Annotated in this window: 20 protein-coding genes; 6 read left to right on the top strand and 14 right to left on the bottom strand. The window is 61.1% G+C overall.

What is annotated here, in order from left to right; genetic code table 11:
• Window positions 1-668: Crp/Fnr family transcriptional regulator (locus tag WA943_RS02610; RefSeq protein ID WP_424468276.1), on the bottom strand; the 668-nt coding region annotated here is incomplete at its 3' end.
• 89 nt (window positions 669-757) lie between these two features.
• Between WA943_RS02610 and WA943_RS02605 the strand changes: the two genes are divergently transcribed.
• Together WA943_RS02605 and WA943_RS02600 are read left to right on the top strand one after the other, a co-directional pair.
• Window positions 758-1597, top strand: coding sequence for a TauD/TfdA dioxygenase family protein (locus WA943_RS02605; RefSeq protein ID WP_424468275.1), 840 nt, complete (start codon window positions 758-760; stop codon window positions 1595-1597).
• Between the two features lie 22 nt (window positions 1598-1619).
• The gene (locus WA943_RS02600; protein WP_424468274.1) at window positions 1620-2498 is read left to right on the top strand and encodes a TauD/TfdA dioxygenase family protein; all 879 of its coding nucleotides are present in this window, start codon (window positions 1620-1622) and stop codon (window positions 2496-2498) included.
• 129 nt (window positions 2499-2627) lie between these two features.
• On the opposite strand, the gene WA943_RS02595 is transcribed toward WA943_RS02600, so the two are convergent.
• From WA943_RS02595 to WA943_RS02570, 6 genes are all read right to left on the bottom strand, one after another.
• Window positions 2628-3533, bottom strand: coding sequence for an EamA family transporter (locus WA943_RS02595; protein ID WP_424468279.1), 906 nt, complete (start codon window positions 3531-3533; stop codon window positions 2628-2630).
• 169 nt (window positions 3534-3702) lie between these two features.
• Window positions 3703-4944, bottom strand: a complete 1242-nt coding sequence (locus tag WA943_RS02590) for a serine hydrolase domain-containing protein (RefSeq protein WP_424468273.1) — start codon at window positions 4942-4944, stop codon at window positions 3703-3705.
• Window positions 4945-4973: 29 nt separating this feature from the next.
• Window positions 4974-5264, bottom strand: coding sequence for a hypothetical protein (locus WA943_RS02585; protein WP_424468272.1), 291 nt, complete (start codon window positions 5262-5264; stop codon window positions 4974-4976).
• A 97-nt stretch (window positions 5265-5361) separates the two neighbouring features.
• Window positions 5362-6570 carry a Glu/Leu/Phe/Val family dehydrogenase gene (locus WA943_RS02580; RefSeq protein ID WP_424468278.1) on the bottom strand — a complete coding sequence of 403 codons (1209 nt, stop codon included), beginning with the start codon at window positions 6568-6570 and terminating at the stop codon, window positions 5362-5364.
• 279 nt (window positions 6571-6849) lie between these two features.
• A complete protein-coding gene (locus WA943_RS02575) occupies window positions 6850-7899 on the bottom strand; it encodes a serine hydrolase domain-containing protein (protein WP_424468271.1) in 1050 nt (349 codons plus the stop codon).
• Complete coding sequence (locus tag WA943_RS02570) at window positions 7899-9350, bottom strand: alpha-L-fucosidase (protein WP_424468270.1); 1452 nt, start codon at window positions 9348-9350, stop codon at window positions 7899-7901. Before WA943_RS02570 ends, WA943_RS02575 begins: the two co-directional genes overlap by 1 nt.
• A gap of 304 nt (window positions 9351-9654) precedes the next feature.
• Here WA943_RS02570 and WA943_RS02565 point away from each other — a divergent pair, with 304 nt between their 5' ends.
• Complete coding sequence (locus WA943_RS02565; protein WP_424468269.1) at window positions 9655-11625, top strand: cellulase family glycosylhydrolase; 1971 nt, start codon at window positions 9655-9657, stop codon at window positions 11623-11625.
• Window positions 11626-11933: 308 nt separating this feature from the next.
• Here the strand turns inward: WA943_RS02565 and WA943_RS02560 are convergent, their stop codons facing one another.
• Window positions 11934-12701, bottom strand: coding sequence for a DNA-binding transcriptional regulator (locus WA943_RS02560; RefSeq protein WP_424468268.1), 768 nt, complete (start codon window positions 12699-12701; stop codon window positions 11934-11936).
• A 97-nt stretch (window positions 12702-12798) separates the two neighbouring features.
• Here WA943_RS02560 and WA943_RS02555 point away from each other — a divergent pair, with 97 nt between their 5' ends.
• Genes WA943_RS02555 through WA943_RS02545 form a run of 3 tightly spaced genes read left to right on the top strand, consistent with a single transcriptional unit; the run spans window position 12799 to window position 14787 of the window.
• Window positions 12799-13668 (top strand): TauD/TfdA dioxygenase family protein, encoded by an 870-nt coding sequence (locus tag WA943_RS02555; protein WP_424468267.1) that lies wholly within the window; start codon window positions 12799-12801, stop codon window positions 13666-13668.
• Window positions 13669-13681: 13 nt separating this feature from the next.
• Window positions 13682-14257: a DUF1214 domain-containing protein gene (locus WA943_RS02550; protein ID WP_424468266.1), complete on the top strand. Its 576-nt coding sequence runs from the start codon at window positions 13682-13684 to the stop codon at window positions 14255-14257.
• Entirely contained in the window at window positions 14254-14787 is a 534-nt protein-coding gene (locus WA943_RS02545) for a DUF1254 domain-containing protein (protein WP_424468265.1), read from the top strand. The genes WA943_RS02550 and WA943_RS02545 overlap by 4 nt, the downstream gene beginning before the upstream one ends.
• A 314-nt stretch (window positions 14788-15101) precedes the next feature.
• On the opposite strand, the gene WA943_RS02540 is transcribed toward WA943_RS02545, so the two are convergent.
• The 6 genes from WA943_RS02540 to WA943_RS02515 all read right to left on the bottom strand — a co-directional run bounded on the left by WA943_RS02540 (window position 15102) and on the right by WA943_RS02515 (window position 21289).
• Window positions 15102-17192, bottom strand: a complete 2091-nt coding sequence (locus WA943_RS02540; protein ID WP_424468264.1) for a S9 family peptidase — start codon at window positions 17190-17192, stop codon at window positions 15102-15104.
• Between the two features lie 122 nt (window positions 17193-17314).
• Window positions 17315-17731, bottom strand: a complete 417-nt coding sequence (gene msrB, locus WA943_RS02535) for a peptide-methionine (R)-S-oxide reductase MsrB (protein WP_424468263.1) — start codon at window positions 17729-17731, stop codon at window positions 17315-17317.
• A 138-nt stretch (window positions 17732-17869) separates the two neighbouring features.
• A complete protein-coding gene (locus WA943_RS02530) occupies window positions 17870-18328 on the bottom strand; it encodes a PA2169 family four-helix-bundle protein (RefSeq protein WP_424468262.1) in 459 nt (152 codons plus the stop codon).
• A gap of 268 nt (window positions 18329-18596) precedes the next feature.
• Window positions 18597-19049, bottom strand: coding sequence for a MaoC family dehydratase (locus WA943_RS02525; protein ID WP_424468261.1), 453 nt, complete (start codon window positions 19047-19049; stop codon window positions 18597-18599).
• A 127-nt stretch (window positions 19050-19176) separates the two neighbouring features.
• Window positions 19177-19662, bottom strand: coding sequence for an OmpA family protein (locus tag WA943_RS02520; RefSeq protein ID WP_424468260.1), 486 nt, complete (start codon window positions 19660-19662; stop codon window positions 19177-19179).
• Window positions 19663-19732: 70 nt separating this feature from the next.
• Entirely contained in the window at window positions 19733-21289 is a 1557-nt protein-coding gene (locus WA943_RS02515; protein WP_424468277.1) for an AMP-binding protein, read from the bottom strand.
• Between the last annotated feature and the right edge of the window lie 172 nt (window positions 21290-21461).

Genomic DNA, 21461 nt, shown 5'->3' with positions numbered 1-21461 from the left:
GCCTGCAACCCCGCCACATCCAGCACCCGCACCCGCCGATACCCCGTCTCCAGAACGCCCCGCCGCTCAAGCGTCTTCAGCAGCAAATTCACTGTCTTGCGCGACAGCCCCGCCAGTTCCGCCAGCTCGTCCTGCGTTATCCCAAGCTCCACCGGCGCCTCATCATCGCCCACCAGCAATCGCAAATGCATCGCGACCCGCGCGGCAGGCGTCGCGCGTGCATTCGCCACCGTCGCGCGCAGCGCCGCAACGAGATGGTCGGATGCCAGTTCCGCAAAATGCACCCAGAGGTCAGGCTCCGCCTGTGCAATCGCTTCCAGCGCCGCTTCGGGCACATAGATCAGCGTCGCATTGTCCCGCACCACCGCCGTCACAAGCCGTTTCCTGCCGACGAGCCGCCCCGCATAGCCGAAGATCGTGCCGCGCCCGACGATATTCGCCAGCGCGTAATCGCCGTCTTCCATCTGCACGAGAATACGCACCGAGCCATTCAGCACGCCGTAAAGCCCGCGCGCTTCCTCGCCCACATCGTAAAGCCAGCGCCCGGCCTCCGCCTTCACGGTTTGCGCCTTTGCAACCAGCGCCTGTTTGAGTTCCGGTTTCTGCCGCCGAAACCACGAATTTCGCTCCAATGCGCGGGCGATCTCAGCCTTGCTCGGCTCCGTCATGGCTCACTCACAATTGTTACCTGTGTAACAATCTAGGTCATCCCGCCCGCTATGCTCAAGCCAAAGAAACATAGGGACGGAGGATCATCATGAACGGCTCGACGATCGAAGTGAAAAAGCTCAGCGCAGGCTGCGGCGCGGAAGTGCTGGGCGTCGATCTGCGCAATCTCACAAACAGCCAGATGGAAACGGTTCGTCAGGCCTATGTCGATCACGGCGTCATCTTCTTTCGCGAACAGACGCTGACGCCGGAGGAGCACATTGCCTTTGCGCGCCGCTGGGGCGACATCGACATCAACAAGTTCTTTCCTGCAAACGGCCAATATCCCGAGATCGCCGAAGTGCGGAAGGAAAAGGAACAGAAGACCAATATCGGCGGCGGCTGGCACACCGATCACTCCTACGATGCCTCGCCCGCCATGGGCTCGATCCTTCTCGCCCGCGAATTGCCCGACGATGGCGGCGACACACTCTTTGCCAGCATGTACGCAGCCTATGAAGCGCTCTCCGACGGCATGAAGAAGACGCTGGGCAGTCTGCGCGCCGTTCACTCCAACGCCATCGCTTTTGGCGCGGCTGGTTTCTACAAGAACAGCGATCAGGCCGGTGGCTTCAAGGGCGAGGGACTTGTCGGCGAAGCGAGCCACCCCGTCGTCATTACTCATCCTGAAAGCGGCCGCAAGGCGCTCTATGTGAACCCGGGTTTCACACAGCGCTTTGAAGGCTGGACCGACATGGAAAGCAAGCCGCTCCTCGATTTCCTGTATGCGCATGCCGTCCGCCCGGAATTCACCTGCCGCTTCCGCTGGGCGCCCGGCTCAATCGCCTTTTGGGATAATCGCGCAACATGGCATTATGCCTCCAACGATTATCACGGCCACAGGCGGCTCATGCATCGCATCACCATCGCGGGTGCGCCGCTCGGCTGAAGAAAAAGAGCGGAGGAAAACCATGTCGCAAGCGGCGATGAAGACCGAAACGATCACCGTGAGGCCGAATGCTTCGGGCTTCGGCGCGGAAGTCACCGGCCTCGATATTTCGCAACCCTTGCCGCCTGCGACGCTTGCCGCCGTGAAACAGGCCTGGGCCGATCACGCCGTCGTCTGGTTCCCCGACCAGCCGCTGACCCACGATCAGCTCGAAGCCTTCACGCTCCAGATCGGCCCCTTCGGTCACGATCCCTTCATCGCGCCGATGGAAGGCCGTCCGCATATTCTGGAGCTTCGCCGTGAGCCCGACGAGAAGGCGCGCAATTTCGGCGCGGGCTGGCATTCCGATTGGAGCTTTCAGGAGGAGCCGCCCGCTGCGACGCTGCTTCATTCCAAGGTCACGCCTCCCGTCGGCGGCGACACGCTTTATGCCGATTGCACCCGCGCCTACGACGCGCTGTCCGACGTGATGAAACGCATGCTGGACGGCCTCGTCGCCATCCACTCCGCCGCGCTGCCTTACGGCACCAAGGGCCTCTTCGCGCAGGAGCAGGCCCAGCAAAACGACCGCACGATGAAGATCATCGTCAGCGAGGAAGCCGACAAGACGTTCCCCCATCCGCTGGTCCGCGTGCATCCCGTGACAGGCCGCAAGGCGCTTTATGTGAGCCCCACCTATACGCTCGGCATCGAAGGCATGACGCGCGCTGAATCCGCCGCCATCCTCGGCTTTCTCTACGCGCATATGACAAAGGACGAATTCGTCTATCGCCACAAATGGCGCGAGAACATGCTGACCATGTGGGACAATCGCTGCACGCTGCATTTCGCCGACGGCGGCTATGACGGCCACCTCCGCGTCATGCATCGCACGACGGTGGCAGGCGACAGGCCGCGATAGTTTTATTTTGAAACCGTCATCGCCCGACTTGATCGGGCGATCCATCTTTGCGTCGTAACGGAAATAAGATGGATGGCCCGGTCAAGCCGAGCCATGACGTGTTGAGTGCGAGAGGGTGGTCGAAAGCCTTCACCGCAAAAACAACAGCAGCAACAACCCGCCGATCACCAGCAATATCCCGAATATCTCCAGCCGCTCTGTCCTCTCCTTGAACAGAAAATGCGACGAGGCAAATGTGAACACGAGTTCGATCTGCCCGAGCGCACGCACATAGGCGGCGTTTTCAATCGTCATCGCCGTGAACCAGCCCATTGAGGCGAGCGATCCGGCAATGCCGACAAGCGAGCTTACTTTCCAGTTGCGCGCCGTCGCCACAAGCTGCTCGGGTTCGCGCAGCCACAGCCATATCGTCATGACGACGGTCTGGATGATGAGCACCACGAAAAGCGTATAGGCGGCGGAGATCAGAAAATCCGGCGTGCCGAGCGAAAGCGACGCCGCGCGATAGGACACGGCGGAAATGCCGAAGCCCGCGCCCGTGCCGATGCCCATCAGCGTCGGCCGCTCGCTCAATGAGCGCACGAAATTCATGGCGGTGAGATGCGACTTCGCCATCGAAATCGCAATCACGCCCGCAAGGCTCACAAGTATCGCCGCCACCGCGCCGGTGCTCGGCCGGTCGCCAAGCACGATGATGCCGAACAGAGCCGCCTGCACCGTTTCGGTTTTTGAATAGGTCGTCCCGACCGCAAAGTTGCGATAGGCGAAAAGCGCGACAAGCAGCGCGGTTGCAATGATCTGCGCGAAGCCGCCGACCACGCAGTAGAAAAGAAACCTGCCATTGGGCGAGGGCAGGGCGTAGCCGCCAAGCTCATGCAGACCCCAGAGATAGACCGCCGCAATCGGCAGCCCGAACGAGAACCGCACATAGGTCGCCGCAATGGCCGACAACTCGCCGGTCAACTGCTTCTGCCACGTCGAACGCAGGTTCTGCAAGAACGCGGCAGCGATGGTGATGGGAATCCAGAGCGGCATGATGGGTGGAACTTTGAGGATTGTGCTGCGAAGCAGAAAGCCGCTGCCTCTATTGTTCGTCATGGCCGGGCTTGACCCGGCCATCCACGTCTTCCTTACGTTTCTGCGGAAAGAAAGACGTGGATGCGCGGATCAAGTCCGCGCATGACGCCCATAAGGAAAGCCTGCCTCACTCCCCAATCGCCGCATAAACCAGTTGCTGCAACTGCGGCCGGAGCGGATAGGTGCTCGAGGGATAAAGCTGCGTCATCAGTATGGCGACAATGTCCTCTTCCGGATCGATCCAGAAATAGGTGGACGCCGCGCCGCCCCATGAGAAATTCCCGACAGAGCCGATGCTCTGCGCTTCCGCCGGATCGAGCAGCACCGAGAAGCCAAGCCCGAAGCCCGTGCCTTCTGCGGCAAGTTCGCTGAAGGCCGAACTCGACATGTCCTTCATCGTCGCGTCGCCCGGCAGATGGTTAAGCGTCATGAACTCGATCGTCTTGGGCGACACGAGGCGATGCCCGTTGAATTCGCCGCCATTGAGCAGCATCTGGCAGAAGCGCCAATAGTCCATCATCGTCGAGACAAGCCCGCCGCCGCCCGACAGGAACACCGGCGCCTGAGCATAGGTGCTGCTCTCATCGCCCTTGTCCATGACGCCTTGCTTGCCGCTTTTCGGGTCCTTGAAATAATTTGTGGCGAAGCGATGCAGCTTGTCCTTGGGCACGAAAAAGCCCGTATCCACCATGCCGAGCGGCCCGAAAATCCGCGACGCGAAAAACTCGTCAAGCGCCATGCCCGACAGCACTTCGACGAGACGTCCGCAAACATCCGTCGCCACCGAATAGCTCCATTCCTCGCCCGGCGAGAAAAGCAGCGGTATGTCGGCGAGCTTCTCGACCATTTCCTTCAGCGTCATGCCGATCGTATTCGCGCCGTCGATACCCGACGAGCGATACATGGCATCGACCGGATGGGCGTACATGAAGCCATAGGTCAGCCCCGACGTATGCGTGAGCAGGTCGCGGATCGTCATCTCGCGCTCGCAAGGCTTCGTCTCGTATTTCTCTTTCGTGCCGCCCGCCCAGACCTTCAGCTTCTTGAATTCGGGAATGTAGCGCGACACCGGATGGTTGAGCTGAAAGCGTCCTTCCTCATGCAGCATCATCAGCGCGAGGCTCGTGATCGGCTTCGTCATCGAATAGATGCGGAAAATCGTATCGCGTTCGAGCGGCGTGCCGGCCTCGCGGTCGCGATGGCCGATGGTTTCGAAATGCGCGATCTGCCCATGGCGGGAAATGAGCGTCGAAACGCCGGCGAGCTTTCCCTGATCCAGATAGGATTTCATGAAATCCGGAATGCTCGCGAGCCGCGATGAAATCAGGCCCACATCCTCGGCACGGACGACTTTGGCGGCAACGTTCATATTGTTCTTCTCCCCGTTCATTTTGTCGTTCAGGGCGCGCGCGCGGCAAGCTGGGCCAGAAGGTCTTCCGGCCGCCTTGCGCTCGCAACGACCATGCCGGGCTTTTCAGGCCCCAGCGCGATCGCCTCCCATCCCTCTCCCGTTTTTCTCAGCCGGTAGCTTGGCCGCATTTGCCCGCAGCGCACAAGATAGGGCGCGAGCACTTCCTGTTTGTTCTTGCGAAATTCGATATCGAAAACGGAGCCGTCCGCCGCGGCTTTCAGCCTGCGGCGGTCGTGTTCGGTCACGAGGTCGGTCGGAAACCTGACGATGCTGCCCAAACGCCACCCTCCAAAATCCGGACGCGCGCCCAAAAGAAAGAGGGCGAAGTTTACAGCCTCGCCCTCAAACTCCAAATATGTTGCCTCAGGCGAGACGTCAGTCGGCGAAATAGGCTCGCGTGCCCGATGCCTGGATCGCATCGACGAGGCGGCCGAGACCGACGACATAAGCTGCGGTGCGCAGGCTGATGCCCTTGTCCACCGATGCCTGCCAGACGAGATCGCCCTGCTTCTGCATGGTCGTGGCAAGGCGTGCATGCACGTCTTCCAGCGTCCAGCGCATACCGAGGCGGTTCTGCACCCATTCGAAATAGGAAACCGTCACGCCGCCCGCATTGGCCAGAATGTCGGGAAGCACCAGCTTGCCGGCCTTCTGCAGCAGGCGGTCGGCTTCCGGCGTCACAGGGCCGTTGGCGAGTTCCAGAATGATGCGTGCTGCGATCCGGCCTGCATTTTCGGCATGGATCATGTTTTCCAGCGCGCCCGGCACAAGCAGTTCGCTTTCGACGCTGAGCATGTCTTCCGCATCGCAAAGCACCGTGCCGTTCTTGCCCGCCGCCTTGACGATCGAATGGCCATCGGCCTTCAACTGCACCAGCGCATCGACATCGAGACCGTTCGGATTGACAACCGCACCGGCTGAATCGCTCGCGCCCACAATCGTCCAGCCGTCAGCCTTGAGAAGGCGCGCCATGAAGGAGGAGGCATTGCCGAAGCCCTGCAGCACCGCGCGGCGCTGGCCGTTATGGCAGCCGAGCCGGTCGGCGAGATGCTTCAGCAGATCGAAGCCGCCGCGCGCCGTCGCATCGTCGCGGCCAAGCGAACCGCCAAGCGCCACCGGCTTGCCGGTGATGATGGCAGGCGAGGGCTTGCCGGTGATGGTCGCATATTCATCGGCCATCCACGCCATGATCATGCCGTTGGTGGCAACGTCTGGCGCGGGAATGTCGCGATCGGGGCCGATGAAGCGCGCAAAGGCGCGGACATAGGCGCGCGACAGGCGCTCAAGTTCCATCTTCGACAGCTTGTGCGGATCGACGCGCACCGCGCCCTTGCCGCCGCCGAAAGGCAGTTCGGCAACCGAGCATTTGACCGTCATCCAGAAGGCGAGCGCCTCGACTTCTTCTTCCGTCGAATCCGGATGGAAGCGAATGCCGCCCTTGGTCGGTCCGCGCGTATCGTCATAGCGGCAGCGCCAGGCCTGAAACGATTCCTGCCGCCCGTCATCCATGCGGATCGTCAGCCGTGCTTTCAGCGTTTCCATGGGTTGGCGAAGACGCGCAAGGGTCTCAGGCGCGATTGACATATGTCCGGCCGCTTCATCAAGGCGCTCAAGCGCGCGGTCGAGAAGGCCAGGCGCGTTGTAAGGCTCACCGGCGTGGTGTGCCTCGCCGCTCGTCTTGTCGTGCAAATCGCGATGCATCTTCGTCCTGTCGTTTAGGCTGTGAATAGGCGGACCGGGAAGGGTCAAATGGGAAGGGCGCAGAGTAGGGAAACTGGTCCCCCACGTCACCCCGAAAGACCTCCCACAAGGTCGCAGGCCGTAAATACGGGGATTCGACGCCTCGGCGTGCCTTTTAGCCTGTTATTTGTGACGAAAACAGTCGGAAATCGCCCGAATCCAAGATTTCACGCTGTCACTCTTGGCCGCAGGGCTCTTGCCGTGACGCACGATAACCATGTCGAGTTCGGGGATAATGACGGTGAACTGGCCTTCAAACCCGTTAGCCGAAAAGGATCCCGGCCCGCCAAGCCCGAGCCACCATTGCGCGCCGTAAGGCGATTCCGCCTCTGCCTGCTGCCAGGTGGGCGAGCGCGCATAGTCCACCCACCCTTCGGGCAGAATGCGGCTTCCCTCCCATATTCCGTCGCGAAGATAGAGAAGTCCGAAGCGGGCAAAATCGCGCGGCGTCGCAAAGCAGAAGGACGAGCCGATAAACGTCCCGGCCTTGTCGAATTTCGGCGCGGCGCTGCTCATGCCGATGGGATCGAACAGGCGCTTGTGCATGAAGGCTTCAAAGTCCGGCCCATAGGCGTTGGCCGCGCGCGCCGCCGCCCGTGCGATGATGTTCGTCGTCCCGCTCGCATAGGACCAGAATGTTCCCGGTTGATGCGCCAGCGGAAATGAAGCGGCGAAATGCGCCACATCATCCTTGCCCTTGCCCCACAGCATTTCGATGACGTCGGACGCCTGGTCGTCCACATAGTCTTCGCGGAAGGCAAGCCCGCTCGACATGCGCAGCAACAGATCAAGCGTGATCGCCGCGCGCGGATCGTTCGGCGCCTCGCGCCATTCCGGCGCATCGACAGGCGCATGAATGTCGATCTTCCCGTCGCCGACGAGAATGCCGATCAGCGCCTGCGTGATGCTCTTTGCCTTCGACCATGAAGGGCAGGTGACATCCGGCCCGAAGCCCGTCCAGTAGCGCTCATGGATCAGCCGCCCGCCTTGCACGATGACGAGCGCATGCGTCTCGCCGAGATCGTCGGGCGCTTCCGCCGCGAAGGCATGATCGAGCAAACGCCCAAGCGTTGCCGTATCGGCGCTTTTGGGAAGCTCGCCAAGCGGCCATGCCGTTGTCGGCCATGGCGTGTCCGCGGGCTGTTGCGGCAGGGTGGTAAGAGCCGTTGTCATCAGGCAGCCCCGGAAATGGAAAAGGAAATCGCCGGCGCATCGTCGAGCACCGGCAGTGCGATCACAATATCACCGCCCGACTTGCGCCACGCCACCGGCCCGTGTCCGAGCAGCGCAATTTCCGCACCCTCACGCACCGCCACATCGCGCAGCGTCATCTCGCCGCCCGCAGGCTTGCCGAGCACGATGGCATAAAGCGTTTCGCCATTGCGCGTGAAGCGCACCGGCAACTCGTCGCCCGTCGCGCCTTCCGCCCGCACCCATGGCCGCGTGCCGTAAATCGCCTCGCCGTTCCGCGCGAGCCATGCGCCAAAGCCCTGCAGCCGCGCCACTTGCGCCGCCGGTATTTGCGCATCCTCGCCGCGCGGGCCGATATTGAGCAGCAGATTGCCGTTCTTCGACACCGCATCCACAAAGTCGGCGACGATATCGGCGACGGACAAATAATCTTCGTCCTTGTCCGCCCGATTGAAGCCGAAGGAATGAGACATGCCGCGCGTCGATTCCCATTTGCGCTTCTGGATGTCGGGGAAGCTCACATATTCCGGCGTACGGAAATCATAATGCGGCGGCTCCGCCGGAATCATGCCCTTGCTCCGGCGTTTGCCGCTCATGCGCGGTTTGGCCATCTTGTCGAAGCGGTCGCTGAAGTATTTGAAGCGCATCAGCCATGACTTGAACGTCACGGGCATCGCGCGATCGTTGACGACGCCTTCCGGCACGTTGTTGTAGTAATAGGCGAAGACCTCGGTCAGTTTACCGAGCGGCGTCGGCCAGGAAATATCGTTCCACAGCACGGCGGGCTTGTACTTGTCGATAAGCTCCTTCACCTGCGCCACCGCATAGGCAGGGTAGCGCCCGCCCGGCGTCGAACCGATGAATTGCCCCAGCGTGCGCAGCGGCTTCTTGTTGAACGACCAGTCGATGCCGCTTGAATAATAGAGCCCGTAGCGCATGCCTTCCGCGCGCACCGCCTCGCCCAGCTCGCCGACAATGTCGCGCTCCGTATGCCAGCCCGCCTTCTTCGGATGACGCACGCCGGTCGGCCACAGGCTGTAGCCGTCATGATGCTTGGTCACCAGCACCACATATTTCGCGCCCGCCTGTTTGAAAAGCTTCGCCCAGGCCTTCGGGTCCCATTGCTCGAGCCCCTTGAGAAACGGCGCGCGGAAATCTTCATACGGCATGTCGCCATAAACCGCCGCATGATGCTTCGCGCTGTCGCTCTCAGGCACCTTGATCGCGTTCGCATACCATTCGGTATAAGGCGTCTGCGCGACCGCAAGGTCATATTGCGTCGCGAATACATCGCCAATGCTGCCATGCGAGCCCGCAAAGCCCGGAATGGAAAAAAGCCCCCAATGAATGAAGATGCCGAACTTGGCATCCTCATACCATTGCGGAACCTGATGCTGTTTGAGCGAAGCAAGATCGGCGTCGAACTTTGTCATGTTTCTTTTCATGTCTTTTCTGATGCCGAATGGTGCCTGCATGGGTGGCGGGTGTAAATCTTGAATGCGCATCTTTCCTGTTGATCGCGGCATCCGCCAAAACAAAATATGTCACCCCGGCCTTGTGCCGGGGTCCAGTAGCCACAAACACAGAGCTTGCCGCCACTGGACCCCGGCACAAGGCCGGGATGACATCTGTATTTGTGGTCGCCCGCATTGAAAGCGAAAATGAAAGCAGGTCTTTCATTGCCCTTCCGCTCCATCCCGCTAAGCTAAATCCCAACGACAAGTATGGGAGGATGCGATGGCGTTACGTAGGTTGCAGATCGAAGGCGAATGGTTCACGGACGAGAGCGGTCACGCTCACATCCTGCGCGGCGTCAATCTCGGCGGCGATTGCAAGATGCCCTACACGCCGAATGGTCATACCAACCTGCCGACGGATTTCTCCGACCACCGCACAGTCTCCTTCATCGGCCGTCCCTTTCCGCTCGCCGAAGCCGAGGAGCATTTCTCGCGCCTCAAGGCATGGGGCTTCAATTGCCTGCGCCTGTTGACGACATGGGAAGCGGTGGAACATGCCGGACCCGGAAAATATGACGAAGCCTATCTCGACTATTTCGCCACGCTCTGCCGCATGGCAGGCGAGCATGGCATGTATGTCTTCGTCGATTTCCATCAGGACGTCTGGAGCCGCATGACCGGCGGCGACGGTGCGCCCGGCTGGTGCTTTGAAGCGGTCGGTCTCGACCTCACGAAGTTCCATGAAGCGGGCGCCGCCCACGTCATGCAGTACAAATATGATTTCGCGCGCGGCGGCCGTCAGGAAGATCGCTACCCGACCATGACCTGGTCGCAGAACTATCGCTATCCCGCCAATGCCCTGATGTGGACCTTCTTCTTTGCTGGCGCAACCTTCTGCCCCGACTTCAAGATCGAAGGCCGTAACGTGCAGGACTATCTGCAGGACCATTATCTCGGCGCGATGGAAGCCGTCGCAAACCGCATCCGCGACCTGCCGAACGTCATCGGCTTCGACTCGCTGAACGAGCCGGGCTCGGGCTATGTCGGCAGGCATCTGAGCTATCGCCACCTCGCAAAAAGCGAGATCGATCCGACGCATCCGCGGCCGGGCCTCGCATGGTCGCCGCTTGACGGGCTGGCCGTCGCTCGCGGCCTGACGCGCACCATTCCCGATCTCAAGCTGGACACGCAGCAGATGCGCGTCGTCCATGGCGGCGATGTCACCGTCAATCCGAACGGCACCTCGATCTGGATGGAAGGCGCCGAATGCCCCTTCGAGCGCGCGGGCGCCTATCGCATGAAGGGCGGCGAGATGGAGGTTGCCGACGAATTCTTCTTCCTGAAGCAGGATGGCCGCGTCGTCACCATGGAACGCGATTTCATGGGCCCGTTCTTCCAGCGCGTCGCCACGCGCATCCGCTCCATCGAGTCGGACTGGCTCCTCTTTGCCGAGCTCGATCCCGGCGAAGGCTTCGCTCACGGGTTTCCGAAAGACACGCCGCGCGGCACCGTCAATGCAAGCCACTGGTATGACGTTGTCACGCTCAGCACCAAGCAGTTCAATTTCCCGACATGGGTGAACCCTTATTCGGGCCGCAAGCTCGAAGGCGCGGACGCCATCGAGGAGCAATACACAAAGCAGCTCGGCTTCATCAAGGAAAACGCCAAGAGCCTGAATGACGGGCAGGGCGCGCCGACGCTGATCGGCGAATTCGGCATCCCCTTCGATCTCGATCAGGCCAGCGCCTATAAGGCATGGGCCGCAGGCGACAAGAGCGACAAGCCCTGGGAGAAGCACGTCATCGCGCTCGACCTCATGTATAACGCGATGGACAAGCTGCTGATCTCATCGACGCACTGGAACTACACCGCGTCGAACCGCAACGATCAGGCGGTAGGCGATGGCTGGAATCAGGAAGACCTCTCGATCTACAGCATCGACCAGCGCGCCAACCGCAACGACATCAATAGCGGCGGCCGCGCGCTTGCCGGCTTCGTGCGCCCATATCCGCGCACCATCGCAGGCCGTCCCCTCAAGGTGAAATTCAAACGCGAAACCGGCCTCTTCCGTTTCGTCTATGAAGCGCTCGGCGACGGCGAAACCGAAATCTTCGTGCCGTCACTCCAATACCCCGATGGTTTCACCGTCGAAGTCGAAGGCGGCAAGGCCACGCGCGACGACAAGAACCAGAGCATCCGCGTCCGCGCCGATGGCGCCGGCAAGGTCGGCGTCACGCTGACAAGGCTTTGATGTAGAACCACACGCCCCGCTGTCATCCCGGCCTTGTGCCGGGATCCAGTAGCGTCAAACGCCGAGCCAGTGGCTCTGGACCCCGGGACAAGCCCGGGGTGACAAACGGAGAGAATGACACCCGCCAAAAATTCAGCGTCGTCCCGGGACTTGTTCCCGGGACCCACCTTCCTCCGCCCACCGCCGGCAAAGGCCCTCACCCAACCCTCTCCCAGAGGGAGAGGGCTAAACGCGGCCCGCCTTTCAATCCCCTCTCCCTCTGGGAGAGGGAGGGACCCATGCCGCAGGCATGGGAGGGTGAGGGCGCCTCACTCTCCCAACCCCGCCGCAATCGCCTCCGCAGCCGCCCGCATCGGCGCAAGATAGCGCCGCGCCGCTTCTTCCTCGCTCATCACCGAGCCGAGATAGCGCATGGTGATCGCCGCAACGACGCGCTCGCCCTGCATGATCGGAACGGCAAGCCCCATTGCCGGATCGCCCCGCACCGGCGCAGTTGAGGCATAGCCCCGCATGCGAATACCGGCGATGAGTCGCGCCACGGCTTTCTCGTCCCGCGCCAGCGCGTTCGCGCGCGTCTTCGAGGCGCGGAGCAGGGTGAGGATCGTCTCGCGCTCATCATCGGGACAAAAGGCCAGATAGGCGCGGCCAAGCGCGGCGACCAGCATGGGCAGGCGCTGGCCGACATAATCCGGGTCCGTACTATATGGGCTCTCGCGCCGCGTGCCGACGCGCACCACCATCGCGTCCCGCTCGAACGTCGCAACCGCCACCGGCCATTTATGCCGCGCGGTCAGCGTCGTAAGAAATGGCCGCGCCGCCTCGACCACCTTGTCTGCATAACGAAATCCGCCTGAAAGCTGTAGCACCCGTGCGCCAAGCGCATATCCGGCCTTGCGCGAGACGCGCTGCACATAGCCGCCAGCGATCAGCGTATCGAGCAACCGCACCAGCGTCGGCTTTGGCAGCGCGGTCGCTTCATGGAGCGACGCCAGCGCCATGGGCGAGCGCTGGTTCAGCGCTTCCAGCACCAGAAGCGCCCTGAGAATTGGTTGGATCTCTGCGGTTTTTTCACCCATGCCTGAGCTTAATTCCGTAATACGGAACTAGCAAACTTAAGCGTCATCGCTTTGCCCAGGATGTGCTTATGCTCTTTCTCCGATGGAGGAGGAACCCATGAACCAGCATCTGAAATCCGCCACGATTGCCGCCGCTTCCGCTTGTTTCTCGCTGAAGCCGCTGACGCCGACAATCGGCGTCGAAGTTCACGACATCGACCTCGCAAAGCCGCTCGACGCCGCAACGCTCGCGGCCCTTCGCCAGACGCTTCTGGACTGGAAGGTCGTCTTCTTCCGTAACCAGAACATCACGACCGAACAGCATCTCGCCTTTGCGCGCAATTTCGGCGATCTCGAAGTCCATCCCTTCGCGCCCTTCAAGGCTGATTACCCCGAAGTCCTTGCGATCACCCATGACAAGGATAATCCCGGCAAGGAAAATTTCTGGCACAGCGACGTGACATGGCGCGAGGCGCCTTCGCTCGGCTCCGTCCTGCGTGCTATCGAAGTGCCCCCTGTCGGCGGCGACACGCTTTTCTCCGACATGTATGCGGCCTACGAAAACCTCTCCGACGAGGTGAAGGCAAAGATCGAGGGCAAGGTGGCGATCCACGACTTCGCGCATTTCCGCACCGCCATGCGCAAGCGCGGAAAGTCCGAAGCCGAGATCGAGGCCATGAACAAGAAATATCCGATGGTCGAGCACCCCATCGTGCGCACCCATCCCGAAACCGGCCGCAAGGGCATCTACGTCAACATCGCCTTCACGCAATATATCGTCGGCATGGAACGTGAAGCGTCCGACGCGCTGCTGAAGCATCTTTACGCGCAGGCCGCCGTCCCTGAATATCAGTGCCGCTTCTCATGGGAAGCAAACTCGATCGCCTTCTGGGACAATCGCGCCTGCCAGCACTACGCCGTTTCCGATTACTGGCCAGCCGTGCGTCGCATGGAGCGCGTGACGATCATCGGCGATCGGCCATATTGAACAGGACCCGGATATGAAATCCCTTCTCTATTGGGGCGGCATCGTCGTCCTTGCCGTGGTGCTCGGCCTCGGCTCCGCCATGCTGGTGATGAGAACCGGCGGAATGGGTGACGATGTCACCATCGGCCCCTGGCATGCGAGCCTCGCCGCAGGCAGCGCCAGTGCGGACATGTATACGCGTGCCCGCGTCGCCCGCTTCGGATTGCTCGCGCTGGATAAAAAGGAAACGCTCTACTACACGGCCAGCACCGACAGCGCAGGCGAAACGCTTTCGGGCAGTTGCACCTATGTCGTCACCGGCAACGACCTCGCCACGCGCTGGTGGAGCGTTACGGCCTATGGCCCTGACAGCTTCCTCATTCCCAATGAGGCGGGCATCTATTCCTTCTCGAAAACGACAGTGAAGCGCGAAGCGGATGGTCACTACATCGTCCGCGTTTCCGCCAACCATCAGGAAGGCAACTGGCTGCCGGTGAAGCTGGGCGAACGCTTCGACATGACCGCGCGTTTCTACAATCCAGACGCGTCCGTCTATGCAGACCCCGGCGCGGCAAAGCTGCCCACGATCGTCAAGGAGAGCTGCAAATGAAGCGTCTCACAGTCTTCATCGTCGCCGTTCTGGCGCTTGGCGCTCTGGTGCATGTGGCCGCCATCCATGCGCTGCCCGGCTTCATCATGTCGAAAGCCATGGCGAAGATCGGCGGCACAAGCGAGGTCAACATGTTCGTCGAACCGCCGCTCGCCACCGCTGAGGCGCGCACCATCGTCCGCCCGAGCCCGGACCTTGCCTATTCGACCTGCGTGCTTGATCTCTCCAAAGGCCCGGTGCGCGTGACCGTGCCGCTCACCGCGCCTTACACCTCCGTCGCGCTTTATTCGGCAACGACGGACAATTACTTCGTCCGCAACGACAGGGATTCGCACGGCAAGGAACTCGACGTCATCGTGCTTGCGCCCGGCGCGTCGAAGCCCGCCAACGTGCCGGCAGACAGCGAAATCGTCGAAGCGCCAACGGCCAAGGGCCTCGTCCTTGTCCGCCGCGTCGTCGAAAGCGTGGAAGATTTCCCCGCGCTCGATGCCATCCGGCAAAAAGCAACCTGCGCTCCCTTCAAAGGCTGAGCGCTGTGGGGCCGCGCTTCGGGGAGGGAGCGCGGCCCTCACGACCCCATTCGTCATGCCCCTCCCGGACTTGATCCGGGATTGACCGGGGCATCCAGCTTCTCTCCGTCGTGCCGCAAAGATGGATCGCCCGATCAAGTCTTCTGACTTCATCAAAAATAGAAGCGTCGTCCCGGGACTTGTTCCCGGGACCCATCTTCCCCCGCTCACTGGCGGTCCGCCATGGATCCCGGGGACAAGCCCCGGGATGACATTGTCAGGGTAGGCGAGTGCTTCTGAGCCGCGCCTTGCAGCATCCAGAATGTCGATACGACCTACCCCCGCTCCGTCACCTCAAGCGCAAACGCATAAACCAGCGCGACTTCCTTCAGCCGCTCAAAGCGCCCCGACGCGCCGCCATGTCCTGCTTCCATGTTGATGCGCAGCAGCGTGAGCTTGTCGTCGGTCCGTAGCGCCCTGAGCTTCGCCGCCCATTTCGCGGGCTCCCAATAGGTCACGCGCGGATCGGTCAGCCCGCCCAGCGCGAAGATATGCGGATAGGCCTGCGGGCGCACATTGTCGTAAGGCGAGTATGACGCCATGTAGCGATAGGCTTCCTCGCTCTCCAGCGGATTGCCCCACTCGTACCATTCCGGCGGCGTCAGCGGCAGCGACGCATCGAGCATCGTCGCCATCACATCGACAAAGGGCACTTCGGCGATGATGCCCTTGAAAAGATCGGGCGCCATGTTCGACACCGCGCCCATCAGCATCCCGCCCGCGCTGCCGCCATGCGCAACGATCTGCCCGCGCGAGGTGAAACCCTCTTTCGCCAGATGCTCGCCCGCCGCGATGAAATCGGTAAACGTGTTGCGCTTCTTCAGCAGCTTCCCGTCGCTATACCAGCGATAGCCTTTCTCCTTGCCGCCGCGAATATGCGCCACCGCATAGACAAATCCGCGATCGACCAGCGACAGCGCCGTCACCGAGAAAGACGATGGAATACTGATCCCGTAAGAGCCATATCCGTAAAGCAGGCATGGCGCGCTCCCGTCGAGCGGCGTCTCCCGAGCGTAAAGCAGCGACACTGGCACGCGCTCGCCATCCGCAGCAGTCGCGAAAATCCGCCGCGTCACATAGTCGGCGGGGTTGTGGCCGGAGGGAATCTCCTGACGCTTGCGGAAAGTCCGCTCCCGCGTCCCCATGTCGTAATCATAGACCTCCGCAGGCGTCGTCATTGAGTTGTATGAAAACCGCGTCCGCGTCGTTTCATATTCAAAGCCCGACGAAAGATTGAGGTCATAGGCTTCTTCATCGAATGAAATTTCATGCTCGGCGCCATCGCTGAGCCTGGCGATGACGATGCGCGAAAGCCCGTCGCGCCGCTCCAGCCGCACATGATGATCGCGATAGGCGACATGCGCGAGAACGAGCGTGCCGGGCCGATGCGCCACCACATCGCGCCAATTTGCGCGCTCTGGCGTATCGAGCGGCGCTTCCACGATCTTGAAATCTTCCGCGCCATCCGCATTGGTGAGGATGAGAAAACGCTTCCGCGCCACATCGTCCTCTATGTCGTATTCGACGCCGTGCTCGCGCGCCGCGACAAGCTTCGGCGCCGTCTCGGGCGCGTCCGCCGGCACAAGCCTGATTTCGCTCGTCTGGTGGTCATGCGTCTCGATCAGCAGAAAGCGCCCGCTCTGCGTTTTGCCGACGCCGACATAAAATCCTGTATCGGTTTCCTCATAGATGAGCGCATCGCTCGCCGCATCCGTGCCTACTACATGGCGATAGACCTTGAGCGGCCGATGCTCCTCATCGACGCGCACATAGAGAAAACTCTTTCCCGCCGCATCCCACGCAATGCCGCCTGACGTGTCGACCACTTCATCGGCAAGGTCCGCGCCGGTCGCAAGATCGCGCACGCGCACAGTGAAATATTCCGAACCCTTGCGATCCGCCGACCATGCAAGCAAGCGATGATCGGGCGAGTGATCGGCATCGCCGATGTGGAAATAGGCTTCGCCCTCCGCTTCCTTGTTGCAGTCGAGCAGCGTCTCGTCGCCCGATGCGCTCTTGCGCCCGAAGATCGGATGCTGCGAGCCCTGATCGTAGCGCGTGAAATAGGCGTAAGCGCCGTCAGACGAGGGCACGGAGCTGTCGTCTTCCTTGATCCGGCCCTTCATCTCGGTAAACAGCGTCTCGCGCAATGCATCGAGCGGCTTCAGCGTCGCTTCCGTATAGGCGTTCTCCGCTTCCAGATAGGCGCGAATATCCGCCGACAGCGCATTCGGATCGCGCATCACCTCGCGCCAGTCGGGATCGCGCAGCCATGCGTAATTATCGACGCGCGTAATGCCGTGATACGTATCGCTCTGCGGCCGCGCCTCGGCCTTGGGCGCTGTGGCGGGTGGTGTCAGTTTCATTTGGTCGAGGTCCCGCTGTCTCTGAAGCCCTCCCCTTGAGGGGGAAGATTGGGTGGGGGGTGCGCTGGAAGATGAAGTCTTGTGAAGAAGCCCCTCTCCCTCAAAAGGGAGAGGCAAGCGCGTCAGGGATTGTCTTGCTCGTCCGGCTTGAAGTCGAGCGCCGTGCCGTTCATGCAGAAGCGCAAGCCCGTCGGCTTCGGCCCGTCTGGAAACACGTGGCCCAGATGCGCTTCGCAGGTCGCGCAACGCGCCTCGATGCGACGCATCCCGTGGCTGCTGTCCTCGATCCCCTCGACGGATTGCGCCTCGATCGGCATGAAGAAACTCGGCCAGCCCGATCCGCTTTCAAATTTCGTCTCCGAGCGGAAAAGCGGCTTGCTGCAACAGACGCAGAAATAGGTGCCGGGCCGGTGTTCATTCACCCACGGGCCGGTAAAGGCGCGTTCCGTTCCGCCCTTGCGCGCCACTTCATATTGCTGCGGGCTCAACTCATCGCGCCACTCCGCGTCGCTTTTCACAATTTTTGGCGTGTCGGTCATTGAACAACTCCTGCGCGGGCGGCTGCGGGTTTGGCGATACTGTAAAGATAGTGCGCGCACCGCCTTCGTCAAAGGCACAAAAGAAAATGGCGGGCGCCGCTTTTCAGCAGGCCCGCCATCACTCAGCGATTGAAGGGCTCAGGAAGCCCGTTTCATCTCATGCTTCAGATCGCGCATCTGGTCGTGATCGGCCTTCACCAGAACATAGGCTGTGGTGATCGCCTCCTTGACCGGGGCGGAAACGGCGCTGTCCTTCAAGGCTTCCTCGAACTTTGCCTTAATATGATCTTCTCCGCGTTCGACCTCGTTGATCACGCTCTGGTCGTCGCCTGTCACGGAGTTCTTGAGGTTCATGAACACGCGATGCGCGGCGGCGAGAACCGTGCCGTCATCTTCCGGCTTGCCGCCAAGCGTGCGTACCTGCGCCTGCAGATCGGCGGTCAATTGCTTGCGCTGCATGGAGCGGCGCTCGAAGAGCGACTTGAAGCTCGGATTTTTCGCATCCTTCGCCGCATCGCCATAGCCATACGCGCTGTCGAGCGTCGTTTCGATGAGACCGTTCAGAACCTTGATATCGTGCTGGACGTTGGTGGTCATTATACATGTTCCTTTTTGGCCATACGAAACCGTCCTCGGCCCGCGCGAAGCTGGCCATCGAAGGGGGACGGTATACGTGATGAGCTGACGTTGATCGCGCTGCGGCTTCATTCGCATTGAAGCCTGCATGTAAATAAAGCGCATGGGGCGCCATAAGGTTCCCCGACGGGCAATGCGGCCGCTCACACCACGGGCAAAAAGAAACTGCGCCGCCCGCAATAAAGCGGAACGGCGCAGCATGATCTCATCGTGATGGATAGAGTGTCGCTTATTCGAAAATCAGCGTCAGCGTCTCGGCAACCATGGCCGGGCGCTCCTGGCCTTCGATTTCCATCGTCACTTCATTGGTGATCTGGTAGCCGCCGGCCTTGGGCTGCGCGTCCTTCAGTTTGACGCGGGCGCGCACCTTGGAGCCGACCGGAACCATCTGCGTGAAACGAACCGAGTTCGATCCGTAGTTGATGCCGCGCGTCGCACTTTTCACGCCGCTGATCTGGCCCATCAGATAGGGGAGCAGCGAAAGCGTCAGATAGCCATGCGCAATGGTCGGCATGCCCAGGTCTTTCTTGGTGCGCTCCGGATCGATGTGGATCCACTGATGGTCGCCCGTGGCATCGGCGAACTTGTTGATACGGTCCTGATCGATCTGAACCCAATCGCTCACGCCGATCTCATTGCCCTTTTCGGCGATGTATTCGGCAACAGTGTTGAACATGCGCATTTGGCATCTCCCGTTCGGTCTTGTGGAAGTGTGGCTATCGGCCCTTGCCTGAGCGGCAGGGGCAAAATTCGTTGGCGACAAAGTAGCGGCGCCAGGCCGATCCGCCAACCAGTATTAAGAGCGCCGGTTACTGCGACAGGCGGATCATCACGCGGCGGTCATCTTCCGAATCCGAGGTCAATATGTCCTCAAGCCAGCCCCAGGCCTCGCCCTCGGTGCCGATGACGATGCGCGAGCTTGGCCAGCCGAGCCGTTCCAGCTCGTGGGCCACATTCGTCGCCCGCTTGCGCCCCAGCGCCGCATTGGAGCGCGCATCGCCGATCTTGCTCGCCTTGCCGAAGAGGCATATCTGCTGCGCCTGCTTGCCCTTCGCAATGCCATAGATGTGCTTGATCTTGCCGAGGTCCTGCGGCCTCAGGCGGCTCGAATTCGTATCGAAATAGACGTAAGCGTCCTGCGCGAAATCGCGCCCGGCACCCTGCTTGTTGTTGCACCGCTGGGCGCTCGTATAGACCTCGTTCGCCGCCGATGCGGAGCTGTCTATGCCCGCCGAAGCGATGAAGAAGGCGGCAGCCAGCGCTGTGGCTGCGATGATGGGGCGCAGGAACGTCATGCTCGAATCTCCTCTGATTGTGAGGAGACATTAGCATAACGTCCCGCATCCCGCGCGACCCTCTCCGTCCTCAGACGATCTTGGAATCCCGATTGTCCCAATAACGGTCGCGGATGAGGCGCTTGTAGAGCTTGCCCGTCGGGTGACGCGGCAGTTCCTCCTCGAAATCGACCGAGCGCGGGCATTTGATCGCCGAAAGCTGCGTCTTGCAGTATTCCAGCAGTTCCGCCTCGAAGGCCGGACCGGCATCGGCCCAGTCCACCGGCTGCACGACCGCCTTCACCTCTTCGCCGAAATCCTCGTTCGGAACGCCGATAACGGCAACGTCCGCGACCTTGGGATGCATGACGAGCAGGTTTTCCGCTTCCTGCGGGTAGATGTTGACGCCGCCGGAAATGATCATGAACGCCTTGCGGTCGGTGAGGTAGATATAGCCATCCTCATCCACCTTGCCGATATCGCCAAGCGTCGACCATGTCGGATGCTCGGGATGGCGCGACTCTGCCGTCTTCTTCGGATCGTTGTGATATTCGAATTTGGAGTCGCTCTCGAAGTAGATCGTGCCCGCTTCGCCCACGGGCAGTTCCTTGCCCTCGTCGTCGCAAATATGCGCGATGGCATTGAGCGGCTTGCCGACAGAGCCCCTATGCGCGAGCCATTCTTCCGAATTGAGCGCGCAGAAGCCGTTGCCTTCCGATCCCGCATAATATTCGTAGATCACCGGGCCCCACCATTCGATCATCTGCTCCTTGACGGGAATGGGGCAGGGCGCTGCGGCATGGATGGCGACCTTCAGCGACGACACGTCGTACTTCTTGCGCACATCTTCCGGCATTTTCAGCATGCGGACGAACATGGTCGGCACCCACTGGCTGTGAGTGGCCTTGTACTTCTCGATCAGCTTCAGCGATTCCTCGGCGTCGAAATGCTCCATGACGATGACCGTGCCGCCGAGCTTCTGCACCGACATCGACCAGCGCAAGGGTGCCGCGTGATAAAGCGGGGCGGGCGACAGATAGATGGTGTTGTTGTCCATGGCATAGAGGATCATGCCAAGGCCCACCAGCGCGCCCGGCTCGTCGATCGGCGTATTGGTCAGCTCGTGGCGCACGCCTTTCGGGCGGCCCGTCGTGCCTGACGAATAGAGCATGTCGATGCCCGAAATTTCGTCGGCGATCGGCGTCAGCGGAAATTTGGCCCGCGCATCTTCAAGCGATTCATATCCGGCAAGCGTCCCGCCGACGATGAACTTGCGCTCGACCTTCGGCAGATGATTGCCGGAGATGAGTTCAGCCGCGACCGGCGCCAGCGCTGTGGAGGTGAAGAACAGTTTCGCGCCGCAATCTTCGGCGATATAGGCAATCTCGCCAGCCGTCAGACGCGAAGAAACCGCGGTGTAGTAAAGCCCGGAACGCTGCGCCGCCCAGCAGATTTCATAAAAGCGCGCATTGTTGTCCATGAAGATCGCGATGGAATCGCCGTATTTCAGCCCCGCATCGCGGAACATATGCGCGAGCTGGTTGGAGCGCTCGTCGAGTTCCTTGTAAGTGACGGTCTCGCCGGTCGCAGCCATGATATAGGCGGCTTTGTCGGGCGTGGTCTTGGCGTGAATAGAAGGATGCATCAGGCTCGTCTCCCAAAGGCAATTTGCCGGAACTGTAGACCGCAAGCGTTTCGCCCGCCGAGGGACTTCGCTTTTCTGTGGGTCCGTTGTTATATCAGGGCCGAGGACAAGCCGTCGGGCCCCGTTCCCTGCAAAGGAGCGCAAGTTTGTCGCGGCGTCAACATTTGTAAGTTGA

The sequence above is a fragment of the Parvibaculum sp. genome (genome assembly GCF_049651025.1).
Classification (GTDB): domain Bacteria; phylum Pseudomonadota; class Alphaproteobacteria; order Parvibaculales; family Parvibaculaceae; genus Parvibaculum.
Note: the sequence above shows the minus strand (reverse complement) of the source record. Positions and strands in the feature narration are given on the sequence as shown.

Coding starts and splice junctions, on each gene's coding strand:
- WA943_RS02605 (WP_424468275.1), top strand. CDS start 758: ATGAACGGCTCGACGATCGAAGTGAAAAAGCTCAGCGCAGGCTGCGGC.
- WA943_RS02600 (WP_424468274.1), top strand. CDS start 1,620: ATGTCGCAAGCGGCGATGAAGACCGAAACGATCACCGTGAGGCCGAAT.
- WA943_RS02595 (WP_424468279.1), bottom strand. CDS start 3,533: ATGCCGCTCTGGATTCCCATCACCATCGCTGCCGCGTTCTTGCAGAAC.
- WA943_RS02590 (WP_424468273.1), bottom strand. CDS start 4,944: ATGAACGTTGCCGCCAAAGTCGTCCGTGCCGAGGATGTGGGCCTGATT.
- WA943_RS02580 (WP_424468278.1), bottom strand. CDS start 6,570: ATGTCAATCGCGCCTGAGACCCTTGCGCGTCTTCGCCAACCCATGGAA.
- WA943_RS02575 (WP_424468271.1), bottom strand. CDS start 7,899: ATGACAACGGCTCTTACCACCCTGCCGCAACAGCCCGCGGACACGCCA.
- WA943_RS02570 (WP_424468270.1), bottom strand. CDS start 9,350: ATGACAAAGTTCGACGCCGATCTTGCTTCGCTCAAACAGCATCAGGTT.
- WA943_RS02565 (WP_424468269.1), top strand. CDS start 9,655: ATGGCGTTACGTAGGTTGCAGATCGAAGGCGAATGGTTCACGGACGAG.
- WA943_RS02560 (WP_424468268.1), bottom strand. CDS start 12,701: ATGGGTGAAAAAACCGCAGAGATCCAACCAATTCTCAGGGCGCTTCTG.
- WA943_RS02555 (WP_424468267.1), top strand. CDS start 12,799: ATGAACCAGCATCTGAAATCCGCCACGATTGCCGCCGCTTCCGCTTGT.
- WA943_RS02550 (WP_424468266.1), top strand. CDS start 13,682: ATGAAATCCCTTCTCTATTGGGGCGGCATCGTCGTCCTTGCCGTGGTG.
- WA943_RS02545 (WP_424468265.1), top strand. CDS start 14,254: ATGAAGCGTCTCACAGTCTTCATCGTCGCCGTTCTGGCGCTTGGCGCT.
- WA943_RS02540 (WP_424468264.1), bottom strand. CDS start 17,192: ATGAAACTGACACCACCCGCCACAGCGCCCAAGGCCGAGGCGCGGCCG.
- msrB (WP_424468263.1), bottom strand. CDS start 17,731: ATGACCGACACGCCAAAAATTGTGAAAAGCGACGCGGAGTGGCGCGAT.
- WA943_RS02530 (WP_424468262.1), bottom strand. CDS start 18,328: ATGACCACCAACGTCCAGCACGATATCAAGGTTCTGAACGGTCTCATC.
- WA943_RS02525 (WP_424468261.1), bottom strand. CDS start 19,049: ATGCGCATGTTCAACACTGTTGCCGAATACATCGCCGAAAAGGGCAAT.
- WA943_RS02520 (WP_424468260.1), bottom strand. CDS start 19,662: ATGACGTTCCTGCGCCCCATCATCGCAGCCACAGCGCTGGCTGCCGCC.